Source organism: Cellulomonas sp. NS3 (genome assembly GCF_024757985.1).
Classification (GTDB): Bacteria; Actinomycetota; Actinomycetes; order Actinomycetales; family Cellulomonadaceae; genus Cellulomonas_A.
In genome coordinates, this window is the sequence record NZ_CP103289.1 from 672,730 (window position 1) to 696,898 (window position 24,169).

25 protein-coding genes are annotated in these 24,169 nt (G+C 75.7%); 10 read left to right on the forward strand and 15 right to left on the reverse strand.

The features are described 5' to 3' along the window. Positions 1 to 9: 9 nt before the first annotated feature. The 4 genes from NXY84_RS03095 to NXY84_RS03110 all read right to left on the reverse strand — a co-directional run bounded on the left by NXY84_RS03095 (position 10) and on the right by NXY84_RS03110 (position 3,239). A complete protein-coding gene (locus NXY84_RS03095) occupies positions 10 to 939 on the reverse strand; it encodes an anti-sigma factor (RefSeq protein WP_258725708.1) in 930 nt (309 codons plus the stop codon). Then, positions 926 to 1,564 carry an RNA polymerase sigma factor gene (locus NXY84_RS03100; protein ID WP_396126366.1) on the reverse strand — a complete coding sequence of 213 codons (639 nt, stop codon included), beginning with the start codon at positions 1,562 to 1,564 and terminating at the stop codon, positions 926 to 928. Before NXY84_RS03100 ends, NXY84_RS03095 begins: the two co-directional genes overlap by 14 nt. A gap of 8 nt (positions 1,565 to 1,572) precedes the next feature. Beyond that, on the reverse strand, positions 1,573 to 2,259 hold the full coding sequence (locus tag NXY84_RS03105) for a class F sortase (protein WP_258725709.1): 687 nt from the start codon (positions 2,257 to 2,259) through the stop codon (positions 1,573 to 1,575). Positions 2,260 to 2,414: 155 nt separating this feature from the next. Next, positions 2,415 to 3,239, reverse strand: a complete 825-nt coding sequence (locus tag NXY84_RS03110) for a DUF4397 domain-containing protein (protein WP_258725710.1) — start codon at positions 3,237 to 3,239, stop codon at positions 2,415 to 2,417. A 138-nt stretch (positions 3,240 to 3,377) separates the two neighbouring features. Between NXY84_RS03110 and NXY84_RS03115 the strand changes: the two genes are divergently transcribed. Next, positions 3,378 to 3,896 (forward strand): GNAT family N-acetyltransferase, encoded by a 519-nt coding sequence (locus NXY84_RS03115; RefSeq protein WP_258725711.1) that lies wholly within the window; start codon positions 3,378 to 3,380, stop codon positions 3,894 to 3,896. A gap of 92 nt (positions 3,897 to 3,988) precedes the next feature. Further along, a complete protein-coding gene (locus tag NXY84_RS03120) occupies positions 3,989 to 5,044 on the forward strand; it encodes a tripartite tricarboxylate transporter substrate-binding protein (protein WP_258725712.1) in 1,056 nt (351 codons plus the stop codon). A 91-nt stretch (positions 5,045 to 5,135) separates the two neighbouring features. Here NXY84_RS03120 and NXY84_RS03125 read toward each other — a convergent pair whose 3' ends face one another. Together NXY84_RS03125 and NXY84_RS03130 are read right to left on the reverse strand one after the other, a co-directional pair. Further along, positions 5,136 to 6,221, reverse strand: a complete 1,086-nt coding sequence (locus tag NXY84_RS03125; RefSeq protein WP_258725713.1) for a GGDEF domain-containing protein — start codon at positions 6,219 to 6,221, stop codon at positions 5,136 to 5,138. Positions 6,222 to 6,561: 340 nt separating this feature from the next. Next, complete coding sequence (locus tag NXY84_RS03130; RefSeq protein ID WP_258725714.1) at positions 6,562 to 7,083, reverse strand: ASCH domain-containing protein; 522 nt, start codon at positions 7,081 to 7,083, stop codon at positions 6,562 to 6,564. A gap of 164 nt (positions 7,084 to 7,247) precedes the next feature. On the opposite strand from NXY84_RS03130, the gene NXY84_RS03135 reads away from it, so the two are divergent. Both NXY84_RS03135 and NXY84_RS03140 read left to right on the forward strand, forming a co-directional pair. Then, positions 7,248 to 7,988 carry an ABC transporter ATP-binding protein gene (locus NXY84_RS03135; RefSeq protein ID WP_258725715.1) on the forward strand — a complete coding sequence of 247 codons (741 nt, stop codon included), beginning with the start codon at positions 7,248 to 7,250 and terminating at the stop codon, positions 7,986 to 7,988. Then, positions 7,985 to 9,340 (forward strand): FtsX-like permease family protein, encoded by a 1,356-nt coding sequence (locus tag NXY84_RS03140; protein WP_258725716.1) that lies wholly within the window; start codon positions 7,985 to 7,987, stop codon positions 9,338 to 9,340. The genes NXY84_RS03135 and NXY84_RS03140 overlap by 4 nt, the downstream gene beginning before the upstream one ends. 98 nt (positions 9,341 to 9,438) lie before the next feature. On the opposite strand, the gene NXY84_RS03145 is transcribed toward NXY84_RS03140, so the two are convergent. Both NXY84_RS03145 and NXY84_RS03150 read right to left on the reverse strand, forming a co-directional pair. After that, positions 9,439 to 10,596, reverse strand: coding sequence for a hypothetical protein (locus tag NXY84_RS03145; RefSeq protein ID WP_258725717.1), 1,158 nt, complete (start codon positions 10,594 to 10,596; stop codon positions 9,439 to 9,441). A gap of 124 nt (positions 10,597 to 10,720) precedes the next feature. Further along, complete coding sequence (locus NXY84_RS03150; RefSeq protein WP_258725718.1) at positions 10,721 to 11,539, reverse strand: SGNH/GDSL hydrolase family protein; 819 nt, start codon at positions 11,537 to 11,539, stop codon at positions 10,721 to 10,723. Between the two features lie 147 nt (positions 11,540 to 11,686). On the opposite strand from NXY84_RS03150, the gene NXY84_RS03155 reads away from it, so the two are divergent. Next, the gene (locus tag NXY84_RS03155) at positions 11,687 to 12,826 is read left to right on the forward strand and encodes a hypothetical protein (protein WP_258725719.1); all 1,140 of its coding nucleotides are present in this window, start codon (positions 11,687 to 11,689) and stop codon (positions 12,824 to 12,826) included. A 56-nt stretch (positions 12,827 to 12,882) separates the two neighbouring features. After that, positions 12,883 to 13,257 carry a VOC family protein gene (locus tag NXY84_RS03160; RefSeq protein WP_258725720.1) on the forward strand — a complete coding sequence of 125 codons (375 nt, stop codon included), beginning with the start codon at positions 12,883 to 12,885 and terminating at the stop codon, positions 13,255 to 13,257. A 106-nt stretch (positions 13,258 to 13,363) separates the two neighbouring features. Here NXY84_RS03160 and NXY84_RS03165 read toward each other — a convergent pair whose 3' ends face one another. Beyond that, on the reverse strand, positions 13,364 to 14,662 hold the full coding sequence (locus NXY84_RS03165; protein ID WP_258725721.1) for a glycoside hydrolase family 16 protein: 1,299 nt from the start codon (positions 14,660 to 14,662) through the stop codon (positions 13,364 to 13,366). A 311-nt stretch (positions 14,663 to 14,973) separates the two neighbouring features. Here NXY84_RS03165 and NXY84_RS03170 point away from each other — a divergent pair, with 311 nt between their 5' ends. Then, complete coding sequence (locus tag NXY84_RS03170) at positions 14,974 to 18,414, forward strand: hypothetical protein (protein ID WP_258725722.1); 3,441 nt, start codon at positions 14,974 to 14,976, stop codon at positions 18,412 to 18,414. 55 nt (positions 18,415 to 18,469) lie between these two features. On the opposite strand, the gene NXY84_RS03175 is transcribed toward NXY84_RS03170, so the two are convergent. Further along, the gene (locus NXY84_RS03175) at positions 18,470 to 19,228 is read right to left on the reverse strand and encodes a class I SAM-dependent methyltransferase (RefSeq protein WP_258725723.1); all 759 of its coding nucleotides are present in this window, start codon (positions 19,226 to 19,228) and stop codon (positions 18,470 to 18,472) included. A gap of 108 nt (positions 19,229 to 19,336) precedes the next feature. Here NXY84_RS03175 and NXY84_RS03180 point away from each other — a divergent pair, with 108 nt between their 5' ends. The 3 genes from NXY84_RS03180 to NXY84_RS03190 all read left to right on the forward strand — a co-directional run bounded on the left by NXY84_RS03180 (position 19,337) and on the right by NXY84_RS03190 (position 21,077). Beyond that, the gene (locus NXY84_RS03180; protein WP_258725724.1) at positions 19,337 to 19,759 is read left to right on the forward strand and encodes a hypothetical protein; all 423 of its coding nucleotides are present in this window, start codon (positions 19,337 to 19,339) and stop codon (positions 19,757 to 19,759) included. Beyond that, positions 19,759 to 20,010, forward strand: a complete 252-nt coding sequence (locus NXY84_RS03185; protein ID WP_258725725.1) for a helix-turn-helix transcriptional regulator — start codon at positions 19,759 to 19,761, stop codon at positions 20,008 to 20,010. Before NXY84_RS03180 ends, NXY84_RS03185 begins: the two co-directional genes overlap by 1 nt. A 185-nt stretch (positions 20,011 to 20,195) precedes the next feature. Further along, positions 20,196 to 21,077 (forward strand): DUF4386 domain-containing protein, encoded by an 882-nt coding sequence (locus tag NXY84_RS03190; protein ID WP_258725726.1) that lies wholly within the window; start codon positions 20,196 to 20,198, stop codon positions 21,075 to 21,077. A 52-nt stretch (positions 21,078 to 21,129) separates the two neighbouring features. On the opposite strand, the gene NXY84_RS03195 is transcribed toward NXY84_RS03190, so the two are convergent. From NXY84_RS03195 to NXY84_RS03215, 5 genes are all read right to left on the reverse strand, one after another. Then, the gene (locus tag NXY84_RS03195) at positions 21,130 to 21,639 is read right to left on the reverse strand and encodes a septum formation family protein (RefSeq protein WP_258725727.1); all 510 of its coding nucleotides are present in this window, start codon (positions 21,637 to 21,639) and stop codon (positions 21,130 to 21,132) included. Positions 21,640 to 21,895: 256 nt separating this feature from the next. Continuing rightward, positions 21,896 to 22,339 carry a hypothetical protein gene (locus tag NXY84_RS03200; RefSeq protein WP_258725728.1) on the reverse strand — a complete coding sequence of 148 codons (444 nt, stop codon included), beginning with the start codon at positions 22,337 to 22,339 and terminating at the stop codon, positions 21,896 to 21,898. A gap of 72 nt (positions 22,340 to 22,411) precedes the next feature. Continuing rightward, a complete protein-coding gene (locus NXY84_RS03205) occupies positions 22,412 to 23,419 on the reverse strand; it encodes an NAD(P)-dependent alcohol dehydrogenase (protein WP_258725729.1) in 1,008 nt (335 codons plus the stop codon). Then, positions 23,419 to 23,712, reverse strand: a complete 294-nt coding sequence (locus tag NXY84_RS03210; protein WP_258725730.1) for a hypothetical protein — start codon at positions 23,710 to 23,712, stop codon at positions 23,419 to 23,421. Before NXY84_RS03210 ends, NXY84_RS03205 begins: the two co-directional genes overlap by 1 nt. Then, a complete protein-coding gene (locus tag NXY84_RS03215; protein ID WP_258725731.1) occupies positions 23,709 to 24,062 on the reverse strand; it encodes an ArsR/SmtB family transcription factor in 354 nt (117 codons plus the stop codon). The genes NXY84_RS03210 and NXY84_RS03215 overlap by 4 nt, the downstream gene beginning before the upstream one ends. Positions 24,063 to 24,169: the final 107 nt, after the last annotated feature.

Sequence of the window (24,169 nt, forward strand, 5' to 3'; positions counted from 1 at the left end):
AGCGGCCCTTTACGCGGGCAGGACGCCGCGGATGATGCTGTCGCCCGAGTGCGCGGGGTTGCCGTCGAACGGCTCCTCCGAGACGTCCACCACCGGGAACTCCGCGAGGTCCAGCCCCGCCGGGATCGAGAACCGGCCGTCGGTGCCCTCGAGCACCCCGAGGCTCACGAGCTTCGTCACGTCGCGGTCGATGAGCCAGACCTCCCGGAAGGCGCTGTCGTCCACGTCGCCGTCGAGCGTGACGACGAGGGTCCGGGCGCCGTCCGACGTCTGCTCGACGAACGCGTCGCCGCTCGCCGACCAGCCGGGGAGCGCGTCGAGCGCGACCTCGGCGACCACCGCGGCGCGCTCGCCGGCCCGGACCCGGTCCATCCACACGGCACCGCCGACGCCGCCGACGACCAGCCCGGCCGCGGCCGCCGCGGCGACCCAGGCCGTGCGCCGGCGCCGCAGCTCGACGACCGGCGCGAGGCCGTCGCCCGCGGAGCCGCCCGGCGCGGGCGACGCCGGTCCCGAGGGTGCGGGAGCGCCGGGCGCGACCGGCAGCCCGGACACCGAGGTGTCCGGCACCGAGGTGTCCGCTGCAGCAGAGTCCGGCCCAGCAGAACCCGGCGCAGTGGAGTCCGGCGCAGCGGAGTCCGGCACGGCCGAGCCCGGCGCCGCGGCGCCCGTCCCGCCGGACGCCGTCGCCGGGCCGCCCACGCCGGGGACCAGCGCGGGGTCGAGCCCGAGCTCGTCGCGGATCCGGCCCCACACCGCCGCGGGCGGTGCCACGAGCGTGTCGCCGGGCGCCGAGGAGCGGCCGACGGCGACGACCTGGGACAGCGCGGCGACCTCGTCGGAGCACTGCGCGCAGGTGGCCAGGTGCTCGTGCTCGTCGTCCGCGAGCGGCTCGCCCAGCGACGCCAGCGCGAGGACCTCCGGGTCAACGTGCTCCACCTTCCACCACCTCCAACCTGTCGCGCAGACGCAGCAGGCTGCGTCTGATGTGGCTCTTCACGGTCCCGAGCGGCAGGGCGAGCCGTCGGGAGATCTCGTCGTGCGTGAGGTCGTCGTAGAACGCGAGCGCGAGGATCGTGCGCTGGGGCTCCCCGAGACGGTTGAGCTCGTCGGTGATCATGAGGCGCTCGGCGAGCTGGGCCGTCTCGGGCTCGGGCGCGGGCGGTGTGGTCGAGGCGACGGCCAGGGCGTCGCGCTGGTCGCGGGCCCGGCGCGCGTGCACGTCGGCGATCGCGTTGCGCGTGATCCCGGTGAGCCAGGCCCGCAGGGGCGAGCGGCTCGCGTCGTACCCGCTGCGCCCGCGCCACGCGCTCACGAAGACCTGCTGGGTCACGTCCTCCGCGTCGGTCGCGTCCCGCAGCGAGCGCAGCGCGAGCGTGTGCACGAACGCGGACCAGCGCCGGTAGGCCTCGGCGAGGGCGAGCTCGTCCCCGGCCGCGAACGCGCGTGCGACCGCGTCGTCGTCCCACTCAGGGGGTGTGCGCAGATGCGTGACCGGCGAGGGCGTGGACAGCGGGGACCTCCTCGTCGCGGTCGCGCTCGGTGCGGGCGGTGCGTCCGCCACGACGGACATCATGCACCGACCGGCTCCGCCGTGACGATGACGTTGTCCGTGTAGTGGCCCACCTCGCGCTGGAACACCCCACCGCACGTGACCAGCACGAGGCGCGGGGGGCCGTCGCGCACGAACACCTCGTCCCACACGGCCTCGACCTTCGGGACGCGGACGACGTCGACGACCGCGTACCGGACGGCGGTGCCGTCGTCGAGCGTCACGTCGACGACGTCGCCGGTCTGGACGTCACCGAGCTTCGCGAACGGCCCGAGGCCCGCGGACGCGACCGAGTCGACGTGCGCCGCGACGACCGCGGTGCCGGACGGGTCGCCGGGGGACGAGCCGAACCGGTACCAGCCGGCGCGCTCGGCGAGCGGGGGGATCTCCATCTGGCCGTCCTCGGCGACGCCCACGGGGTCGACCGGGACCTGGATCGCGCGGTCGAGGATGACGAGGTCGACGGGGCGGCGCTCGTCCGCGGCGGGCTGCGCGCCGAGGGTCGCGGCCTGGAGCGGGACGTCCGGCACCGGCTCCTGCGCGCCTGCGGTCGGGGTGGGGCTCGCGGTCGCGGCGGGTGCGGCGGCGACCGGCTCGGGGTCCGCGGCGCACCCGGTGGCGACGAGCGAGGCCAGCAGCGCGACGGCCAGCGCGTGCCGCGCGGCGACCCGGGGTGCGGGGCGGCGGGTGGTCCGGTCGGCGGTCATCGGGGTCCTCACGGTGCTCGGTGGTGCGGGGAACGGTGCGGCGGGTGGGTGCGGTCGTGCCGAGGTGGCGGTGGGTGCACGCCGCTGAGCACCCACCGCCACGGCTGGTGGGTGCGGCGCCCCTGCGGGGAAGCGGGGCGCCGCACCCGGCGGGGTCAGTCGCGCGTCACCGCGACGGAGACCCGCCGACGGGCGGCCACGAGCACGCCGCCCATGAGGGCGAGGAGCGCAGCGGCGACCGCCCACGAGGTCGCCGGCGTCTCGCTCGCCAGGCCGAGCTCACCGGACGGCACGCCGCCCGGCGCCGAGTGCAGGCCGTCGATGGTCTGCACCGCGAGCTGGAGGTTGCCCGCCTCGAGGCTGCCCCAGGCGTAGACGATGGTGCTGGTGCCCTCCTTCACGGCGACGTCGGCCGGGCCGATGACGGGGGCCGTCGTGCCGGTCGCGGCGACCGTGGCCGAGACGGTCCCGGCGGGCAGGTCGAGCTTCTGCTCGTTCGGGTTCGACAGGTTCGAGATCACGGCGCTGCCGCCCGCGAGGACGTCGACCGCGGGGGCCGCGGCGGTGTGGCGGACCGTGAGGCGGCCCTGCCCCGCGGCGATCGTCGAGGTGTCGTTCGTGAAGAGCGTCGCCGTCGGGGCGCCCGCGGCGTCGAGGTGCGCGACCGCGGTGTAGCTCGTGTCGGCCCGGAGCGGGAGGTCCACGGGGCCGATCGCGGGGGCGCTCGCGTCGGCGGCGTCGGCCGCGGTGATCGCGACGCTGTACGTGCCCGGCGGCAGGTCCAGCGGGCCGGCGAGCGTGCCCGGCGTGAAGTCGTCGAGCGTGCGCTCGCCGTTGACCCAGACGTCGACCGTGAGGCCCGGGACGCCGTGCAGCACGGACAGGGACGCGTTGCCGGGGGTCGCGGCCGAGGCGGGGAGGACGGCCGTGGCGGCGAGGGCGAGGCCGGCGGCGCCGGCGGTGATCAGTCGGGTACGCATGAGGTGCTCCAGGGTGTGGGCCCTTGCGGGGCGCTGACGTGCTGACACCTCCACTACGGCGCGGGGGGCACGTCTGGATGCAGCGGTTCTGAACGGATTTTCCGGGCGGTTCTCGGGGGCGTCCGGCACGATGTCCGGATGCTGCTGCGCCCCGCCTCCACGACCGACCTCGACCTGCTCACCGACCTCGTCGCCGAGGCCGTCAACTGGGGCGGCGAGCAGCGCGTCACGGCCGCCGACGTGCCGACCGACGACCACCTCGTCCGCTACGTCGAGGGCTGGGGACGGTCCGGGGACGTGGGGGTGGTCGCGCTCGACGAGGCCGGTGAGCCGCTCGGCGCGGCGTGGGCCCGCGTCTTCGCCACGGGCCGGCGCGGGTGGGGCTTCGTCGCCGAGGACGTGCCGGAGCTCTCGCTCGGCGTGCTGCCCGCGCGGCGCGGCGCGGGCGTCGGGTCGGCGCTGCTCGACGGCTGCCTCGGCGCCGTCCGCGCGCACGGCTCCCGCGCCGTGAGCTTGAGCGTCGAGGACGGCAACGACCTCGCCCGCGGGATGTACGAGCGGCGCGGCTTCGTCGTGGTCGGCCGCGAGGGCGGCTCCGACGTGCTGGTGCTCGACCTCGCTGAGGCGACGCGGTCGGCGGGCGCCCGGAAGGTGTGACCAGCAAACCTCCAGGCCGGCGGGGAGGCCTTCGATAAGGTTTTCGCACCGTGGCGGCCGTCGGGGACGGGCGCGCTGATCGAGGAGGATCGATGCGGAGCAGCACGCGCGTGCGCACCCGACTTGCCCTGGGCTCGGCCGTGCTGGCCCTGGCGTCCGCGCTGACCGCGTGCACCCCCGGCACCTCGGGCCCGGAGGCCGACCAGCGGGGCGCCGCGGAGCCGGCACCGGTCGTCGAGACCACCGCGGCGGGCGAGCGGCTCTCCGTCCACGTACCGACCGAGCCGGGCACGGGGTGGGACGCGACGGGCCAGGCGCTCGTCGGCGCGCTCGCCGCGGGTGGTATGGTGAACGGTGTCGATATCGTTCACTATCGTGGCGCGGACGGCACCGTCGGCCTCACCCAGCTCGTCGGCGAGGCCGACCCGGGCTCGTTGCTCGTCCTCGGCGACACGCTCGTCGGCGCCGTCGAGCTGACCGACGCGGCCGCGACCCTCGACGACGTGCGGACCCTCGCGCGGCTCACCGACGAGCCGCTCGCGGTCGTCGTCACCGCCGACTCGCCCTACCGGACGGTGTCGGACCTGCTCGACGACATCCTCGCGAACGGGGCGGCGGTCCCGGTGACCGGCGGGCCGGCCGGCAGCGCCGACCACCTGCTCGCGATCCGGATGCTCCTCGGGGCGGGCGTTCCGGCGCCGGAGGTCACGACCCGGCTGCGCTACGTCCCGCAGCCCAGCACCGGCGAGTCGTTCGACCCGCTGTTCGACGGCAGCGTGCGCGCCGCCGTCGCCGACGTCTCGGAGCACGCCGACCTGCTCGCCTCGGGGAGCCTGCGCGCGCTCGCGGTCTCGGGAGCCGAGCGCTCGCCCGTGCTGCCGGACGTGCCCACGCTGCAGGAGCAGGAGGTCGACGTCGTGCTCACGAGCTGGCGTGGCGTCGCCGCGGCGGGCACGCTCGACCAGCCCCGGCTCGACGAGCTCGGCGGTCTCCTGACGTCGCTGCACGGCACCCCGGAGTGGCAGGCGGCGCTCGCGGAGCACGGCTGGTCGGACGCGTTCCTCACCGGCCCCGAGCTCGACGCGTTCGTGGCCGCCGAGGTCGCGGCCGTCCGCCAGACGCTCGTGGACGTGGGGCTCGCGGGCTAGGGGCGTCGTCGGGACGTCGTGGGTGACCGGTGCCTCCGTCCACCGACCCGGGTGACCGGCCCATGCCGCTGAGACAGGTGCGGTGCGTCGGCTAGGGGCCGTCGAGGGCGGGGCGTGAGGAGGTGCTGGACGCCGGGTCGACGACCTCGATACGGCCCGGGCCCTCGGCCTTCGCGCGGTACATGGCGATGTCGGCCTCGCGCAGGACCTTGGGGAGCTCGTGGGTGCGGTTGCGGGCGAAGGCCACACCGATGCTCGCGCTCGACCGGATCTGCAGGTCGTCGAGGGTGAAGGGGCGGGTCAGGGCGTCCCGGAGGTGGCGGGCGACGTCGAGGGCGTCGGTGGGGGCGGTGACGTCGTCGACGATGACGAGGAACTCGTCGCCGCCGAAGCGGGCGACGGTGTCTCCGGCGCGCACGGCGGCCCGCAGTCGTGCGGCGACCGCGACGAGGAGGGCATCACCGGTGGCGTGGCCGTGGGTGTCGTTGACGTCCTTGAACCGGTCGAGGTCGAGGAGGAGGACGGCGACGTCGCGGCCGGTGCGCCGGGTGTGGGCCACCGCGTTCTCGAGGCGGTCGGCGTACAGGGCACGGTTGGGCAGCCCGGTGAGGGGGTCGTGCAGCGCGGCGTGCTCGAGCCGGGCGGCGAGCTCGCGTGCACCGCGGGCGCTGGCGGCGAGCGAGGAGGTCAGGGCGCGGACGGTGTACGCGGTGACGAGCACGACGGTGGTGAACAGCAGCGCCAGCCCGGCCGGGAACGGGTTGCCCTGGGTCACCTGCCACAGGAGGATCCCGTCGCACCCGATCAGGATGAGGCCGGTCAGGAACTGGGCCTGCCGGAGCGGGAGGACCGCGACGATGAAGGGGACCCGGCTGATCAGGGCCAGGGGGACCCCGGCGTTCCCGGCACGTCCGAGGAGCGCGTAGCTCGCGAGGAACAGCAGCACGTCGAGCGTGAGGATGACGACGAACGTGCGCGGGCTGCGGTCGCGTCTCCGGGTGGTGACCAGCCAGCTGGCGGCGCCGATGCGGAAGAGGATGGCCGCGGCTTCCGCGGCGTCGAAGGCTGCGGACGCGGGCAGAGCCATCACCATGAGCTGCACCGCTGCGGTCACCAGCAGCAGGACCACCAGGAGCAGGTCAGCCTGCTCACGGCGCACCGCGACGTCCGGACCCATCTCCACCCCCGGCGGTCAGCATCCCGACACCGGCCGTCGCCGCGCAACCGCCGACGTCGACGCCCACGAGCCACAGCAGGCCGCGTCGCCCCATCGTCGTACCGTGTGCTCAGCCCGACCGTCGGGAGCGGCCCGTCAGATCTCTGATCACCATGGCGTCCGCGACAACGGCGATGAGGGCGTGGGAAACGGCCCAGAACCATGCTCCAGCGTCACCCTCGATCGCGGCGATGATGAGCGCAGCGATCGCTGGAGGAGTGAACACGAGGGCTGCGGGAAGCCATCCGGAGACTCTCCGAGCCTTCATCTCGCTGTCTACCGTCCCTCAGGAGGGACGTGTCTAGGGGGTCGCCCGGTCCGCGTGCTCGGGCGGCCACACCACGCGCAGCCGCTCGAAGACGACCTCGGCGGACTCGTCGAGCTCCACGCCGCGTGCGGCGCACGTCCGGCGCCAGTACCCGAGGTGCTGCTCGAGCCAGGTGGCGCGCGTCCGGTCGTCCTCGCCCTCGTCCCGGGCGAACGCGTCGTCGACGCTGTGGACGGGCCCGACGCGCAGCTCGACCGAGCGCAGCACGACGCGTGGGCGACCCGCGCCGTCGCAGGCGACCCAGTGCGAGCCGATGCGCGGGGGGAGCGCGCCCTCGGCCGCGAAGTCGCCCAGGAGCGTCGCCGTCGCGCGCTTGGGGCCGTGCAGGACGAGGTCGAGCAGCTCGTCGGCGAGCGGTGCGCTGTCACCGAAGTGCTCGACCGTGGGGGTGTCCCAGGCGTGCTCGGGGTGGGCGGCCAGGTAGTCCTGCCACAGGTGCGCCGCCGCCTGCTCGTCGAGCGGGGCGACCGGCGGACGGGGCTGTGCGCTCGTCATGGAGCCATCATCGCGGGCCCCGGACGGGCCGGCGCACCCCCGCAGGGGGACCCGTCGCACCCCCGCAGGGGGACGGGCCGCGCGCCCGTGGGTGGACGCCGGGCCCGTGCGGACCCACCCGTGCGGCGACGCCCCGGGGTGCCGCGGGCGACGAGAGTCGAGCCATGCCCCACGCCGCCACCGGACACCCCGGACCCCTCCCGCAGCCGACCCCCCACGACAGCCCCGGCGCCCCGCGACTCTCGGCGCGCGGCGTCGTCAAGCGCTTCGGTGCGACGACGGCGCTCGCGGGCGTCGACGTGGACGTGGCCGCCGGCGAGACCGTGGCCGTGATGGGCCCGTCCGGCTCGGGCAAGTCGACGCTGCTGCACTGCCTCGCGGGGATCCTCGCGCCCGACGCCGGGACGGTCCGGCTCGGCGCCACCGACATCGGGACGCTGAACGAGCGCGACCGGTCGATGCTGCGCCGCCGCCGGCTCGGGTTCGTGTTCCAGTTCGGCCAGCTGCTCAGCGAGCTGCCCGCCGTCGAGAACGTCGCGCTGCCGCTCATGCTGCAGGGCGTCGGCCGCGCGGAGGCGACGCGCCGGGCCGCCGAGTGGCTGGGGTCGCTCGGGCTCGCCGGCAAGGAGGGCCGCCGGCCCGGCGAGCTGTCCGGCGGCGAGGCCCAGCGTGTCGCGGTCGCCCGGGCGCTCGTCACGGGGCCCGAGGTGGTGTTCGCCGACGAGCCGACCGGCGCGCTCGACCAGGCCACCGGGGCGGACGTCATGCGCGCGCTGACCGGCGCGACCGCCGCGGCCGGCGCGAGCCTCGTGCTCGTCACGCACGACGAGCAGGTCGCCGCGTGGTGCTCGCGCCGCATCCACGTGCGTGACGGGCACGTGACCGACGGCGGCGGCGCCCGGTGAGGGCGGTCCTCGCACTCGCCCCCCGGCTGCACCGCTCGGGCGGGTCGCTCACCACGGGCCTCGCGGTCGCGGCGTTCGGGGTGACGACGGCGTTCACGCTCAGCGTGCTCGGGGGCCTGCTCGGCTTCGTCGAGCGCGCCGACGACCCGCCCGCGCCCTTCACCCCGTTCGACGCCGGGCCGTACGTGATCATGGCCGCGATCGCGGCGGTCCTGCTGCTCGTGCCGCTGGTGTCGCTCGGCGGCGCGGCGGCGCGGCTCGGGGTCGCGCGGCGCGATGCCCGGCTCTCCACGCTGCGGCTCCTCGGGGTGACGCCGGCCGAGGTCGTCGCCCTGACCGTCGTGGAGACCGCGCTGCAGGGGTTCGTGGGCGCGCTCGCCGGGGCGGTCGGCTACGCCGCGCTGATGCCGGTGTGGACGCGGATCCCGTTCCAGGGCGTGCCGTTCACGGCCGGGGAGCTGTGGGTCGGCGTGCCGGCGCTGGCTGCGGTGCTGCTCGGGGTCCCGCTCCTCGCGGCGGTGAGCGGCACGGTCTCGCTGCGCCGGGTCGTCGTCTCGCCGCTCGGGGTCGCCCGTCGCCAGACGCCGCCCGGGATGCGCTGGTACCGCGCACTGCTGCTGGTCGTGGCGCTCGGCGGGTTCGTCGCCGTGACCAAGGTGGTCAGCGACCTCGAGGCCGCCGTGGTCTACGGGGTCATGCTCGGGATGCTGGCGCTCGCGTTCGTCGGGCTCAACCTCGTCGGGCCCTGGATCATCGGTCTGACGGGCCGGCTCATGGCGTGGCGCGCCCGCAGCCCCGCGACGCTGCTCGCGGCCCGGCGCCTCGTCGACGACCCGCGCGCGTCGTGGCGCGTCGTCGGGGGCCTGGGCCTCGCCGCGTTCGTGGCCGGGTGCCTGTCGATCCTCCCCGCGATCGCCTCGACGGACCCCGTCGGCACGGACCCCGTCGAGAGGCTCCTGCTGCAGGACGTCGTCACCGGAGGGCTCCTGACGCTCGCGATCTCGTTCACGGTCGCGGCCGTCTCCGCGGGGATCCAGCAGGCGGCCTCGGTGCTGGACCGGCGCCGCGAGCACGCCCTCCAGCGCCTCGCGGGCGTCCCGGTCGAGCTCTTCGACTCGGCGCGGCGACGTGAGGTGCTGCTGCCGCTCCTGCTCGTGGCCGGCACGTCCGCCGGTGTCGCGCTCGTGCTGTCGGCGCTCGTCTTCGGCGCCGCGAGCGCGACCGACGGCTCGGGGCTGCTGCTCGTGCTCGGCTTCCTCGCGGGCGGCGTGCTGCTCATGCTCGCCGCGACGGAGACGAGCCGGCCCCTGCTGCGCTCGACGCTGCGCGACACCGTCGTGCGGGCGGACTGAGACGTGCACCGCCCGGGCCGGAGGGGGCCCGGGCGCTGCGCACGAGGGACAGCGGGTGCGGGCGGCCGGAGGGACCGTCCCGCACCCGCTGCTCCGTGTCAGGACCGGCGCTTCGGGGGGACGTGCAGTACCGCGCGCACCCCGTCGTCGTACACCATGGAGAGCACGTGGCCCGCCCCGCTCTGGTCGGTCACCGCGACGGCGCGGTGCGTGGCGCCGAGCGGCGTCAGCGTGCCGTCGACCCAGGCGAACGCCTGCTGGACGGGGGTGCCGTCCGGCCGGGCGAAGCCGATCCGCCCGGAGACCTGGCCGCGGTCGTTGACCTCGGACGCCTCGCTCCAGGCGCCCTCCGGCGTCCCGATCGGGTCCATGTACCCGTCGGCCCACACGAACGCGCGCCGGCCCGAGTCCGTGGGGTCGGCGCCCTGGCTCCAGCCGACGACCACGTCGTGCTCGTTGACCGCGTTCGCGCTGGCCCACACGTCGCCGGGCAGCGTCCCGAGGTCCTCGGCCGCGCCGTCGCGCCACAGCACGGCGGACAGCAGGCGGTCCGCCTCCGAGGCGCGGCCCACGACGTGCCCGCGGTCGCTCAGGTCGGTCGCGAAGAACCGCCCGTCCGCGTCACCGAGGCGCGTCATGGTCCCGTCCCGCCACACGTAGCTGACCTCGCGGTCGTCGAAGTCCTCGGTCCGGCCGAGCACCGTCCCGGACCGGTTGAGGTCGACGATCCCGCTCGACGTCCACGTCGAGGGGTAGGGCACCGGCCCGACCTCGACGAGCGTCCCGGCCGTCCACACGAACGGCGAGGTCGTCCACGGGTCGGTCTCCGACGGCTGCGCGGTGCCCCCGACCTGCCCGCGCTCGTTGATCTCGGAGCCGTACTCCGTCCCCGGGAGCAGCGTCGTCGTGCCGCGGTACCAGCGGAACGCCTGGGTCGGCTGCCCCTCGGCGAGCTGCACGTAGCCCGCGATCTCGCCGCGCTCGTTGATCGCGGTCGCCCCGCTCTGCCACGCGTTCGGGGTCAGGTCCGTCAGCACGCCGTCCCGCCAGAGGAAGGCGTGCCGGAGGCCGCCGGCGGTCTCGGACTGCCCCACGACGTGGCCCTTGTCGTTCACGTCGGTCGCGTCGGTGCGCGGCCCGCCGAGCGTCCCGAGGTCGACCGACGTCCAGCCGGCCGGCGGTGGTGCGCTCCACGCGGTGGCCGCGAGCGGTCCGGCGAGCGCGAGGCACGCCGTGAGCGCCCCGACGGTGGTCACGGCGACGAGTCTTCTCCGCATAGGTGATACCCCCTGGAAACGGCCACCGCCGTGTGCGGTGTCCGGTTCGTCCCGTTCTACGGGGTGCGCGGTGACCCGGACAAGGCACGCCGCGGGTGAAGACTCACGGCACGAGCGTGGGCAGCCGCTCCGCGAGCGCGCCGGCGAGGACGGCGTACCCGGTCTCGTTGGGGTGCAGCCCGTCGGCGCTCAGGTACGGGCGCAGGCCCTGCTCGCCCGAGGTCGCGGAGGCCACGAGCTCGGCCGCGTCGACGAACGGGACCCCGGCCGCCTCGGCCGCGGCCCGGACCGCCGCGGTCGTCGCGTCCTCCTGCGTGCCGCCCAGCAGCACCGACACGAACGGCCCGAGCACGACGACCGTCGCCTCCGGGAGCCCGGTGCGCAGGTCGGCGAGGACCTGCGTCGCGGCCGCCTGCACCTCGGCGGGCTCGTAGCCGCGGAACGCGTCGTTGCTGCCGCCCGCGACGACGACGACCTCGGGGGCCGCGGCGACGACGTCGTCGACCCGGTCGGGCATGGCCTCCCCGCGGCCCGGCGCGACGAAGCCGCTCCCGGAGACGCCGTCGACGACCGCGATCGGCCAGCCCAGCGCCTCCGCCGTCTGCCACGCGTACCCGCGCTCGGGCGGCGCACCGACGCCGACGGTCAGCGAGTCGCCGAGGAACGCGATCGACGGGGCGTCGGGGTCCGGCAGCGCCGCGGGGCCCGGGGCCGGGGGGCTGGACGCGGGGGGAGCGGACGGGGTGGGCGCGGGCGTCGTGGGCGACGGGGTGGCGGTGGCCGTGCGGGACGGCGCGTCCGCGGCCGGCGACGACGTGCGCCCGGGCCCCAGCAGCGCCCAGCCCGCGGTGCCGACGGCCACGACGGCGAGCGCGGCGAGCGGCACGGCGACGCGGCGGGACGGGGGCGTCAGCTCGGGCACGCCTCACGGTAACCGGCGGGCGCGGATCGCTCCTGCGCAGGGCAGGATCCGCACCGACCGGCGTCCCGCGTCGCGTCGACCTCGGGCGGGCACCGGCCGACCGGCGGCCGATGCACCGGCGACCGGCGCGCTCCTAGCGTCGGAGCCGTGACCGACGCCGTGCAGGAGCCGCAGCCAGCACCGGGACCCGGGGGACGGGAGCCCGCCGGGCGGCCCTCCCGCAGCGCGGACGCGCACGGGATACCGCGCCGTCGCGTCCGCTGGGCGCTCGCGGCCGGCCTGCTCGTGCTCTCGCCGGTGGGCGCCGAGTACCTCGTCGGCTACGACACGAGCACCGGCGGCCCGGCGGCGCTGCTCGCCGGGCTGCTGTTCTTCGTGCCGCTGTACGGCGCGCCGGCGCTCCTGCTGCGCGAGGTCGCGGTGCGCGCCGGGCTGCGCTGGCCCGGGGTGCTGCTGCTCGCGACGGCGCTCGGCGTCGTGCAGGCCGGCGTGGTGGACCAGTCGCTGTTCAGCCTGTCGTACCGCCAGATCGAGGGCTGGGAGGAGGCGGCGCGCGCGACCCTGGTCGAGCCGTGGGGCGTCGCGGTCGGCAACGCGAGCAGCTTCCTGGTCGGGCACGCCGTGTGGAGCTTCACGGTCCCGATCGTGCTGGTCCAGTCGCTGCGGCCGGACGCCGCCCGCCGGCCGTGGCTGCGGGTGCCGGGGCTCGTCGTCGCGGCGCTGCTCTACGCCGCGGCCGCGCTCCTGGTGCACCTCGACCACCTCGAGACCGAGACCGACCACGCGTCGACCGGGCAGGTCGCGGGTGCGTGGGCCGTCGCGGTGCTGCTGGGCGTCGCCGCGCTGACGCTCGGCCGTCGCGTCGCCCCGCGCCGGTCCGGGCGGGTCCCGCCCGTCGGCGTGCTCGCGGGCGCGGGCCTCGCCGGCGGGCTGCTCGTGACGCTGTCCGGCGAGACGTGGGCCGGGGTCGCCGTCACGGCGGCGGGGCTCGTCGCGGCCGGCCTCGCGCTGCGGCGGTGGGCGCGCACGGAGGGCTGGGCGGGCCGCCACGTCGCCGCGGTCGCCGCCGGGGCGCTCGTCGCGAGGGCGGCGGTGGGGTTCCTCGTCGCGCCGCTCGGGGACGTGCCCGCCGGGCCGAAGTACGCGCACAACGCGGTCGCCGTGCTCGGGTCGGCGGCGCTCGGCTGGTGGGCGGTGCGGCGCAGCGGTCGCTCGGGCGACCCGTGGGACGGGGAGCGGCGGGCGGGCGGCGATGACTTCGCCCGGAGCCGACGGTCTACCCCGTGAGCCCGGCCCTCCCGGCGCGGGCCGCGACGGTGCCCCGGCACCCGGAAGGAGCGACCATGCTGCGCGAGTCGAAGGCGTTCAGCGGGTTCTCGGTCGACGACGTCCCGCGGGCGCGGGAGTTCTACGCGGAGACCCTCGGGCTCGACGTCACCGAGGAGAACGGCATGCTCACGCTCCGGCTCGGCGGCGGGGCGCACGTCCTCGTCTACCCGAAGCCGGACCACGTGCCCGCGACGTTCACCGTGCTGAACTTCCCCGTCGCGGACGTCGAGGCCGCCGTCGCGTGGCTCGGTGGGCGTGGCGTCGCGTTCGAGCACTACGAGGGCACCGAGATCGAGACCGACGCGCAGGGGGTCTTCCGGGGTGGCGGGCCGCTGATCGCGTGGTTCACGGACCCGGCGGGCAACGTGCTCTCGGTGATCGAGGACTGAGGCGGGCTGCTGCCGGCTCGGGCGGCGCGGGGCTCGGGGTGCGGACGGCGCGGGGTGCGGCCCGGCTCCGGACCGCACCCCGTCGCTCACCCCGTCGGGCGCCCGGTCAGGAAGTCGAGCAGGGCCCGAGGTCCTGCCACGCGCTGCTCGTGCCCGGGGCGGCCCGGCGGGTCGCCCGCGTCGCACGCCAGGCGTGGTCGGCGTGCGTGATCGTCGCGCCCGGCCAGTAGAGCCGGTTGCGGGCCCACGAGCGCAGGTGGTCGCACAGCGGCGCGGCCGGCGGGTTCGGCGCCACGGTCGGCACCGGGGTCGGGGTCGCGCTCGGCGTCGGCGCGGGCGTGCTCGCAGTCGGCGTCGGTGCGGGGGTCGGAGTGCCCGGCGGCGTCGCGGGAGGCGTCGTCGGGGTGCACGTCCCGAGCTTCACGGTGTCGGTGTGGCTCGTCCCGGCGGCGCGCAGGGCGGCGATCCGGGCGCTCACGTCGGCGGGCGCGAGCACCTCGCGGTCCGCGTGGAACACGTAGTCGATTTCCTGCTCGTAGCGGCTCACGCCGCCCGTGTGCGACGCGAGGTCGATGAACCAGAGGTTCGCGTTGAGCGACATCGGCGTCTCGGGGTAGACGTGCCCCGTGTGGTCGGCGACGAGGCGGCCGTCGAGGTAGTACCGCACGTGGCCGGAGTCGACCTGCAGCACGAGGTCGTGCCAGCCCTCGAGGCTCCCGGGGATCGTGCTGCTGACGTTGTCGGCCTTCCAGGGGTCGTTCTGGTAGGTCTCGTAGGTCGTCGTGAACAGCGTGGGCCTCGTCGCGCCCCAGCCGCCGTTGGGCAGGTACTCGAAGTCGGCCTCGCCGTACGCCGGGTCGTTGGGGAAGTCGAGCGGCGTGATCGTGAAGAGCGTCTGGACGACGGGGTCGCCGTCGGCCCCGCTGATCGGGGCGTCCGTGAACCGCACCCGGCTCGCGTAGGTGCCCTCGAAGAACTTGCGCTGCTGGTAGACCTCGGCGTTGACCGTGCCGGCGGCGGTGCCGTCGGTCTGGGCGCGCAGGCGCATCGTCCGCGCCGCGCCGCTGCCGGGGAAGTCGACGTTGGCCGCGGACCACGTGTTCCCGGAGACGCCGGGGCCGCCCGCGCCGGTGCGGACGGTCCAGCCGCGCGAGCGCAGCGCGGGGTCGGACGAGGACGTGTAGGCGAAGTCGTCGAACAGCTGGCCGCAGCCGCCGGCGACGGCGGCGGGGCGGACGCCGGGGGACTGCGCGACGGGGCCGGCGGGTGCCGCGCCGGGGGCCGACGCGGCCGGTGGGGCGGTGAGCAGCGTCGCGGTGAGGACGCCGGGGAGCAGCCCGACGAGGGCGGCGCGGCGGGCGGCGGACGTGCGGGTGGTGAGGGGTGCAGCGCTACGTGAGGTCACGGCGGCGCCTTCCTGTCGGGGTCAGGGATGGTCGGCAGAATGTCACGTTTCGGTCACGGTCCGGTCAGTAAGCAGATGAGACCTCTCTCATGCTCGGCGGGCACCCGGAACCCGCCGGCGAGCCCCGCGGCCCGGTGCCCGCATCGGGCCGGCGCCGGCCGAGGTCCCGCGTCGGGTCCTTGCCCGCACCGGCACCGGCATGACACGCTGGCGTGAGAGCGCTCTCTCGGAGCCGGTCCCGCACGGTCGCGGAACCGCCGGGGACGCGCGCCCGACGAGTCCGCCGCACCAACCCGACGCAAGGAACCCGCATGTCCCTGCAGGTCGCCGCACCCCTGTCCGCCACCGACGCCGGCCCGGTCACCGGACGCACCCTCGAGATCGAGGGCCGGCCGTTCTACCAGATCACCGCGTACGACCAGATCCCGCCGTTCTTCATGACGCTCGTCGGCGCGAGCGACCTGTGGGTCTTCATCTCGAGCAGCGGCGGCCTCACCGCCGGCCGCGTCGAGGCCGAGCACGCGCTGTTCCCGTACTACACCGAGGACAAGGTCGCCGAGGGCGCCGGCCGCACCGGCGGGCTCACGCTGCTGCGCGTCACCGGCGCCGACGGGGGCACGACCGTCTGGCAGCCCTTCGCCGAGACGCGCCCGGGGGACCCCGCGGCCCGGCGCACGCTGTCCAAGGACTACCTCGGCACGACCCTCGTCTTCGAGGAGGTCCGCCCCGACCTCGGCCTGCGCGTGCGCGTCACGTGGCAGACCAGCGCCCGCTACGGCGTCGTGCGCACGGGCGAGCTCACGTCCACCTCCGACGAGCCGGTCGACGTCGAGCTGCTCGACGGGTTCGTCAACCTGCTGCCCGCGGGCGCGACCGTCCAGGTCCAGAACGAGCTCAGCTCGCTGCTCGACGCGTACAAGCGCAGCGAGGTCGACGGTGCGACGGGCCTCGGGATCCTGTACCTGAACTCGAAGCTCACCGACAAGTCCGAGCCGAGCGAGTCGCTGCGCGCGAACGTCGCGTGGTCCCTCGGGCTCGAGGCCGCCGACCGGCTCGTCTCGACGCGCCAGGTCCGGGCCTTCGCCGCCGGGCAGCCCGTGCACGGCGAGATCGACGTGCGCGGCGAGCGAGGCGCCTACCTCGTGCGGACGGGGTTCCGGCTCTCGCCGGGGGAGACGCGCCGCTGGCAGGTCGTCGCCGACGTCGAGCACAGCGCCGCCGACGTCGTCGCGCTGCGCACCGAGCTCGCCGAGCCGGCCGCCGTCGCGCAGCGTCTCGCGGCCGACGTCGAGGAGACCCGCACCGCGCTCGAGGCGCTCCTCGCGACGGCCGACGCCGCGCAGCTCACGGGCGACGAGCTCGCCGCCGCCCACCACGCAGCGAACGTCCTGTTCAACACGATGCGCGGCGGGGTGCCCGTGGACGGCTACACGGCCGAGGCGGAGGACGTGCGCCGGTTCGTCGCCGAGCGCAGCCCGCGGACCGCCGAGCGCTGCGCGGACCTGCTCGCCGGGCTGCCCGAGCGCTTCGGCATCGACACGCTCGTCGCGCTCGCGGACGAGCACGGCGACGCGGACCTCGGGCGGCTCGCGCGCGAGTACCTGCCGCTCATGTTCAGCCGCCGCCACGGCGACCCGAGCCGCCCGTGGAACAAGTTCCGGATCGCGCTGCGCGACGCCGACGGGCGCACGCGCGTCGACTTCCAGGGCAACTGGCGCGACATCTTCCAGAACTGGGAGGCGCTCGCCTGGTCGTTCCCGGAGTACGTCGAGTCGATGGTCACGGTGTTCCTCGACGCGACCACCGCGGACGGCTACAACCCGTACCGGATCTCCCGCCAGGGCATCGACTGGGAGGTCCCCGAGCCCGAGAACCCGTGGGCCAACATCGGGTACTGGAGCGACCACCAGATCGTCTACCTGCTCAAGCTGCTGGAGACGTCCCGGCGCTTCCACCCCGGGCGGCTCGACGCGCTCGTCGACCGGGCCGTCTTCACGCACGCCGACGTGCCGTACCGGATCGCGTCGTACGCGAAGACCCTCGAGGACCCGTACGACACGATCGCGTTCGACGACGCGGCGCAGGCGGCCATCGAGCGCCGGGTCGAGCGCGAGGGTGCGGACGGGCGGCTCGTGCACGGGCCCGACGGCGAGCTCGTGCGCGTGACGCTCGCGGAGAAGCTGCTGCTGCTGCTGGCCGCGAAGCTCGTCAACCTCGTGCCCGAGGGCGGGATCTGGATGAACACCCAGCGGCCCGAGTGGAACGACGCGAACAACGCGCTCGTCGGGCGCGGGCTCTCGGTCGTGACGCTCGCCTACGTGCGGCGCTACCTCGACGTGGTCCGCGACCTGCTCGTCGACGACGTCGTCGTGACCACCGAGCTGCGCCAGCTGCTCCGGGACGTGACCGACGCGCTCGGCCGCCACGCGGGCGGCACCGAGACCGGCTTCGACGACGTGGCGCGCCTCGCGGTCATGGACGAGCTCGGCGCGGCGGGCACCGCCTACCGGTCGCGCGTCTACGACGGGTTCAGCGGCGCCGTGACCACGGTCGCCGCGGCGGACGTGACCGCGTTCCTCGACGTCGCGCAGCGCTACGTCGACTCCGGGCTGCGGGCCAACCGGCGCGACGACGCGCTGTCCCACTCCTACAACCTGCTCGACCTGCGGCCGGACGGCGCCGGGGTGCGCCGGCTGAGCGAGATGCTCGAGGGCCAGGTCGCGGTGCTGTCGTCCGGGGTGCTGAGCCCGGCCGAGGCGGTCGAGCTGCTCGACGGCCTGCGGCGGTCCGCGCTGTACCGCGCGGACCAGCACAGCTACATCCTCTACCCCGACAAGGACCTGCCGAGCTTCCTCGACCGGAACACCGTGACCGCGGCCGACGCCGCCCGGGTGCCGCTCGTCGAGCGGCTCGTCGCCGCCGGGGACCGGTCGGTCGTGCTGCGCGATGTGGCGGGCGACGTGCACTTCGCCCCGGACGTCCACAACGCGGGTGACGTCGCGGCGGCGCTCGACCGGGTCGGCGTCGAGGTGTCCGACGAGGACCGTGCCGCGCTGCTCGGGCTGTTCGAGGACGTGTTCCACCACGCCGAGTTCACGGGCCGGTCCGGGACCTTCTTCGCGTACGAGGGGCTCGGCTCGATCTACTGGCACATGGTCTCCAAGCTGTTGCTCGCGGTGCAGGAGAACCACGAGCGCGCGGTCACGGAGGGCGCGGACCCGGGCGTCGTCCGGCGGCTCGCCGAGATCTACGAGGACGTGCGCCGCGGGCTCGGGTACTGCAAGACCCCCGAGGTCTACGGCGCGTTCCCGATCGACCCGTACTCGCACACGCCGGCCGGCAAGGGAGCACGCCAGCCCGGTATGACCGGTCAGGTCAAGGAGGAGGTGCTCACGCGCCTCGGAGAGCTCGGGCTGCGCGTCGAGGACGGCCGCGTCGTGTTCCGGCCGGTGCTGCTGCGCGCCGAGGAGTGGACGAGCGCGCCCGCGACGTTCCGCCACCTCGACGTCCGGGGCGCGACGCAGCACGTCGAGCTGCCCGCGGGGTCGCTCGCGTTCACGTTCTGCCAGGTGCCGGTCGTGTACCGCCGGGCGGCGGCCGGGGCTCCGACCGCCGTGACGGTCGAGCGGGCCGACGGGTCGTCGGTGGCGCTGCCCGACGCGGCGCTCGACGCCGGGCTGAGCGCAGAGGTGTTCCGGCGGACGGGCGAGGTCGTGCGGATCACGGTCGAGACGCCGGGTCCGGTCGGCTGACCGAGGCGCCCGACGCGGCGGGGGCACCCACCGCGTCGGGCGCGGCTTCCGTCCCTCACGCCCGGCCGCGCGCGCTCCACGCCGACGCGCGGACCTCGAACGGCGCCGTCGGCAGGAGCTCCGCGCACCGGGCGCGCAGGGCGGCGCGCCCGTCGGCGTCGAGGCCCGCGACGTGCGCCCCCGCCGGGCCGACCCCGAGCGTGAACGGCTCCCACCAGTCGTCGAACGACGCGAACGGCACCGAGACGCTCAGGCACGACTGCTCGACGTCACCGATCCCCGCCGCGACGAACAGCTCGGCGAGGTGCCCGGCGCGCGCGCCCGCGAGCCCCGACTCGTCGCGCGCCGCCGGGGTGAGCTCGTGGACCGCGCCCCAGAACGCCGCGAGCGGGCCGCCGCCGCCCGCGTGGTCCCACACGCACGCCGCGACGACGCCGCCCGGCCGCGTCACGCGCGCCATCTCGCGCAGGCCGCGGACCGGGTCGGCCAGGAAGTGCACGACGAGCTGGGCCAGCGCGGCGTCGACCGTGTCGTCGTCGAAGGGGAGGTCCTCGGCGGACGCCGCGCGCACGTCGACGCCGGGCAGCCGCGCGCGCACCGCCTCGACGAACGTCGGTGAGGGCTCGACGGCGTGCACCGCGCCGGCGCCGAGGCGCCCGACGAGCTCCGCGGTGAGGGCGCCGGGGCCGGAGCCGACGTCGAGCGCGCGCATCCCGGGCCGCACGCCCGCCCAGTCGGCGAAGCACGCGGCCAGCGGTCCGGAGAAGCGGCCCATGAACCGGTCGTAGGCGTCGGCGGCGACGTGGAAGGTCACCTCCCGAGAGTAGGGCTGCAGACCGCGTCGCGGTGTCAAAGATTATTGACACGGTGTCTGGTCTGGCATACTTCGGACCGTCACCACCCCCCGTCCGAGGAGCCCGGCATGTCGTTCGAGGAGAAGGGCGCCTGGCTCTACCTCGGCGCGGCCGTCGTCACCTACGTCGGGTACGTCGTCGCGCTGCTCGTGCGTGCCGGCGGGTCGGCGCTCAGCCAGGCGCCCTGGGTCTCGACGATGCTCTGGGCCATCGGCGCGTCGATCGTCCTCAGCGTCGCCGGTCAGGTGGTGCTCGGCGTCGCGCGCCCGTCCGAGGCGCACGAGAAGGACGTGCGCGACGAGGAGATCAACCGGCGCGGGGAGTTCGTCGGCGGCATGACGCTCGGCGTGGCGATGGTCGTGCCGTTCGCGCTCACGCTGCTCGAGCAGCCGCACGTCTGGGTCGCGAACGCGATGTACCTCGCGTTCACGGTCGCGGCCGTCGTCGGGAGCGTCGCCAAGCTCGTCGCCTACCGCCGGGGCTTCCGGTGATGGCGAAGCAGACGCGGGTCACCAACCGGATCCGCACGCTGCGCTTCACGCACGGCGAGATGACGCAGGCCGAGCTCGCGCGCCGGGTCGGCGTGACCCGCCAGACCGTCCTCGCGATCGAGCAGGGCCGGTACTCGCCGTCCCTCGAGGTCGCGTTCCAGATCGCGCACGTCTTCGGGGTCCCGCTCGACGACGTCTTCCAGTACCCCGACGGCGACGCGGCCGACGTGCCGGACCGACGGGTCGACTGACCCCCGGCCGCGCTGGGCGATCCACCACTCGCGCTTCCGTGGCCACCGGTCCCGCGCCGCCTCGGTTGCGTGGCGGCTCCTCGCCGTCGGCGGCGAGCTCCGTCAGCCCTGCCCTGCCCTTGCGCCGGACCACGACGCACCCTGCCCGTGGCCCTCCCCCGCCGCACCCAGAACCAGGAGTCGTCATGCCCACGACCGAGCCCGCGACGCACGCCGCCCCGCCCGCTCCCGCATCGGCAGCGCCCGCCGCCGCGCCCGCAACGCCCGCCGCCGCGTCCCCAACACCCGCCGCGCCCGCCCCGGCGTCCGACCCGGCCGCAGCCCTCGCGCCTGCCGCCGCCGCGCCGCCGTCGTCCGCGCTGCGGCACCCGCAGCCCGTCGCGCGGCTCGCCGCCCTGCTCTACCTGCTGCTCGCCGTGCTCGGCGCGTTCGCGCACCTCGGGGCCCGGGCGGCCGTGCACGTGCCCGGCGACGCGGCCGGGACGGCGGACCGGGTGCGTGCGCACGCGTCGCTCGTGCGGGTGGCCTTCGTCGCGGACCTCGTCCAGGCGACGATCCTGCTGTTCGTCGGCGTCCTGCTCTACGCGCTGCTCGGGCACGCCGCCCGGGCCGTCGGGCGCGTGATGGTCGGGCTCGTCGGGGTCGCGACGGCGATCATGTGCCTCAACCTCGTGCACCACCTCGGCGCGCTGCTCGTCGCGACCGAGCCGGCGTACGCCGCCGCGTTCGGGCCGTCGGGGGCGGACGGCGTCGTGCTCCGGCTCCTCGACCTGCACCGGAACGGGTACCTCGTCGCGCAGGTGTTCTTCGGCCTGTGGCTCGCGCCGCTCGGGTGGCTCGTGCTGCGCTCGCGGATGGTGCCGCGCGTGATCGGGGTGCTGCTGGTCGTCGGGTGCGCGGGGTACCTCGTCGACCTGCTGGTCGGGTTCCTCGCGCCGGCTGCGGCGTCGGCCGTGACGCCGTTCGCGACCGTGCCCGCCGCGGTCGCGGAGCTGAGCCTCATCGGGTGGCTGCTCGTCCGCGGAGTGCGGGTGCAGGGGCGACCCGCCGGAGCCCGGCCCCGCTGAGCGCTGCCGCCGCCGGCGACGGGCCGCTCGGGCCCGCCGCCGGCCTGCGGGATCAGCGCTGGGCGCCCGCGAGCGTGCCCGTGACCTGCCCGTCCGGGGAGGAGACGAAGCAGAGGATCTCGCGGTCCTCGTTCTCGTCCCACGAGACCTGCGTCGGGAAGAACGACGCCAGCTCGAGCACGGACTCGTCGTAGGACATGCCCACGAACGTCGCGAACTCGTCGTAGCAGAAGGAGTCGGCCGCCTCGGCGACCGCCTCGTCACCCGGGTAGTCGCCCTCGGGCAGGTCCGTGCGCGCGTACGCCTCGCTGTCGTGCGGCTCGCCACAGGGGACGGTCGGCACGGAGGAGACCTCCTCGACCTCCTCGGTGACGGTCTGGTTGAGGCAGTCGCCGACCTTCAGCGAGAAGACGTCCGCCTCGCTCGACTCGACGATCTCCCCGGACGTCTCGTCGCGGACGGCCGGCTCGGCCTCGGGCTCCAGCAGGCCGCAGCCGGTGAGGCCGACGAGCACGGCGGCGAGCAGCAGGGGGGAGGTGACGCGGGGGCTGAGGGTGCGCATCTTCTTCTTCTCGATCGAGGGTGAGCGCACCGGTGCGACGCGCCCGCGCGAGGCTAGCGAGCACGCGCGGCGACGCGCCCGGTCTTTTGGTCACGATTCGGCTCCGGGTGCGCGATCTCACCCGGCCACGCGATGCGAGGGACGCGGCGCGACACGGCCCGGGGGGGCCGGGTCGGCTCAGGCGGGTGACGGGGCCGACCCGGCTCCAGGGCTGTCTCGCGCCGGTGCGCGGCGTCAGCCTCGGGTCCTGCCGGCGTCAGCTGCAGTAGTCGCAGACGCCCGTCGCCGGCAGGACCATCGAGCACGTCGGGCACAGGACCGGGGTCGCCTCGCGCGTGGCGCTGGCCCGCGGCGTGGTGGTGCGCGGCGTGGACGTGCGCGGGGCCCGGGGGGTCTTGACCGGGGCCGCGCGGACGACGCCGGCCGGCTCGGTCACGTCGAAGCCGCGCTTGCGCAGGATCGCGACGGCGTTGGCCATGCCGCTGCTGAAGGCGTCGGGGGTCGCGAGCCGTCCGGTGGCGAACCGGTGCGCGACGCCGAGGACCGCCGTCACGTCGTAGGGGCGGCCCTCGTGGAGCAGCGCGTAACCCGGGGTCGGGGCGAACCCGTAGAGGTTCAGGAACGCGTCGCCGCCGCGCTCGTCGTACTCGGCGAGGGCCTGCAGGACGTGCTGCCGCGACACGGAGGAGAAGGTGGCCACGAACAAGGAGCCTAAGCGGGGCCCCGACCTCGCCGCACACCGCGCGACGACGCGCGGGGCGCCGGCCGGGCCTCAGGCCACGACCACGACCTTCCCCGCGACGTGCCCGCCCGCGACGTGCTCGATCGCGGCGGCCGCCTCGGCCAGCGGGTACGTCCGCTCGACGACCGGGGTCAGTGCTCCGGCGTCGACGAGCTCGGTCAGGGCGACGAGGTCGGCGGTGGTCGGGGACATGGTGAACGGCCGGATCGTCCGGCCGCCGACGAGCGACAGCGCCGCGCCGCGCGCCATGCGGGGGAGCGGGCCGAGGACGCGGCCGCCGTGGCCGCTGTTCATGAGCAGCGTCCCGCGGGGCGTGAGCAGCCGGCGCAGGCGCCGCAGCGGGACGGTCGCGACGTTGTCGAGGATCACGTCGTACCGCTCGGCGCGCTCGGTGAGGTCTTCGCGCGTGTAGTCGACCACGTGCGCCGCCCCGAGCCCGCGCACCAGCTCGACGTTGCGTGTGCTGCACACCCCCGTCACCTCGGCCCCGAGGGCCACGGCGAGCTGCACGGCGGCGTGCCCGACGCCCCCGGACGCACCGATCACGAGCACCCGCTGCCCCGGCCCGACCTGGGCGACCTGCAGCGCGCGCCGCGCGGTCAGCCCCACCATCGGGACGGCGCCCGCCTGGGCGAACGTCAGCCGCTCGGGCTTCGGGGCGAGCACGGTGTGCGGCAGCCGGGCGTACTCGGCGTACGACCCGGTCGTCTTCCCGAAGTCCCCCTCGCCGTAGACGTCGTCGCCGGGACGGAACGTCGACACGTCCGCGCCGACCGCCACGACCGTGCCCGCGACGTCCTGGCCGCGCGTCGCAGGCCTCGGACGACGCAGGCCGAGGACGACCCGCATCATCGCCGGGCGCCCGGTCGTGAGGAACACGTCCGCCGGGTTCACGCCCGCGGCGCGCACCCGCACGAGCACGTCGCCGGGCCCGAGCGCCGGCACCGGGACCTCGCGCACCGTGAGCACCTCGGACGGCGTCCCGTAGCGGTCCTGCGCGACCGCCGACATCGTGCGCGGTACCGCCTCCGTGGCCATCACTCCACCGTCCGCAGGATCTGCTCGATCGACGCCGTCCGGCTGCGGAGCTCCGCGACGTCCGCCGCGGTGCGCTGCTGGGCGTCCATCGTCTTCTCGGCGAGCTGCTCGTACCGGTCGACGAGCTGGCGCAGGTCGTTCTCCCGGGCGGCGTCGACCTTGAGCTTCCGGTTCTCGGAGACGAACGCGATCACCGCCGCCGTGAGGAGGAAGACGAACAGGACGATGCCGAGGGTCAGGACGACGTTCGGCCAGGGGTTCGGCGCCGGCAGCGCGAGGCTCAGGTGGGTCACGTGGGCTCCTTCGGGGCGGGACCCGCGGCGGGGTCCGACGGGGTGAGGGTCGACGCGGCACGGGCCAGCGTCGCGGGGGTCAGGCTGAGCGCGAAGTCGGCGACCTCGAAGAACTTCATGGCCTTGCCGTCGGCGGAGAGCTCGAGGCTCCCGACGACGAGCCCGACGGCCTCGAGGCGCTGCAGGTGCATGTGCAGCAGGGGACGGCTGATACCGATCTCGCGGGCCAGGTGGCTCACGTAGTCCCGGCCGCTGGTCGTCAGCGTGGCGAGGACGCGCAGCCGGATCGGGTTGGCGAGCGCGGACAGCACGGCGACGAGCTCGTCACCGGTGGGCGGGGGTGCTGTCATCGGGCTCCGTCATGTGTCAGACAATTCTTACGGGTGGAAGGTAGCGCGTGGGCTCGGTCGCGCACAAGAGCACGTCTCCGTGGCGACGTGCCGTGCCGGCCTGTGCC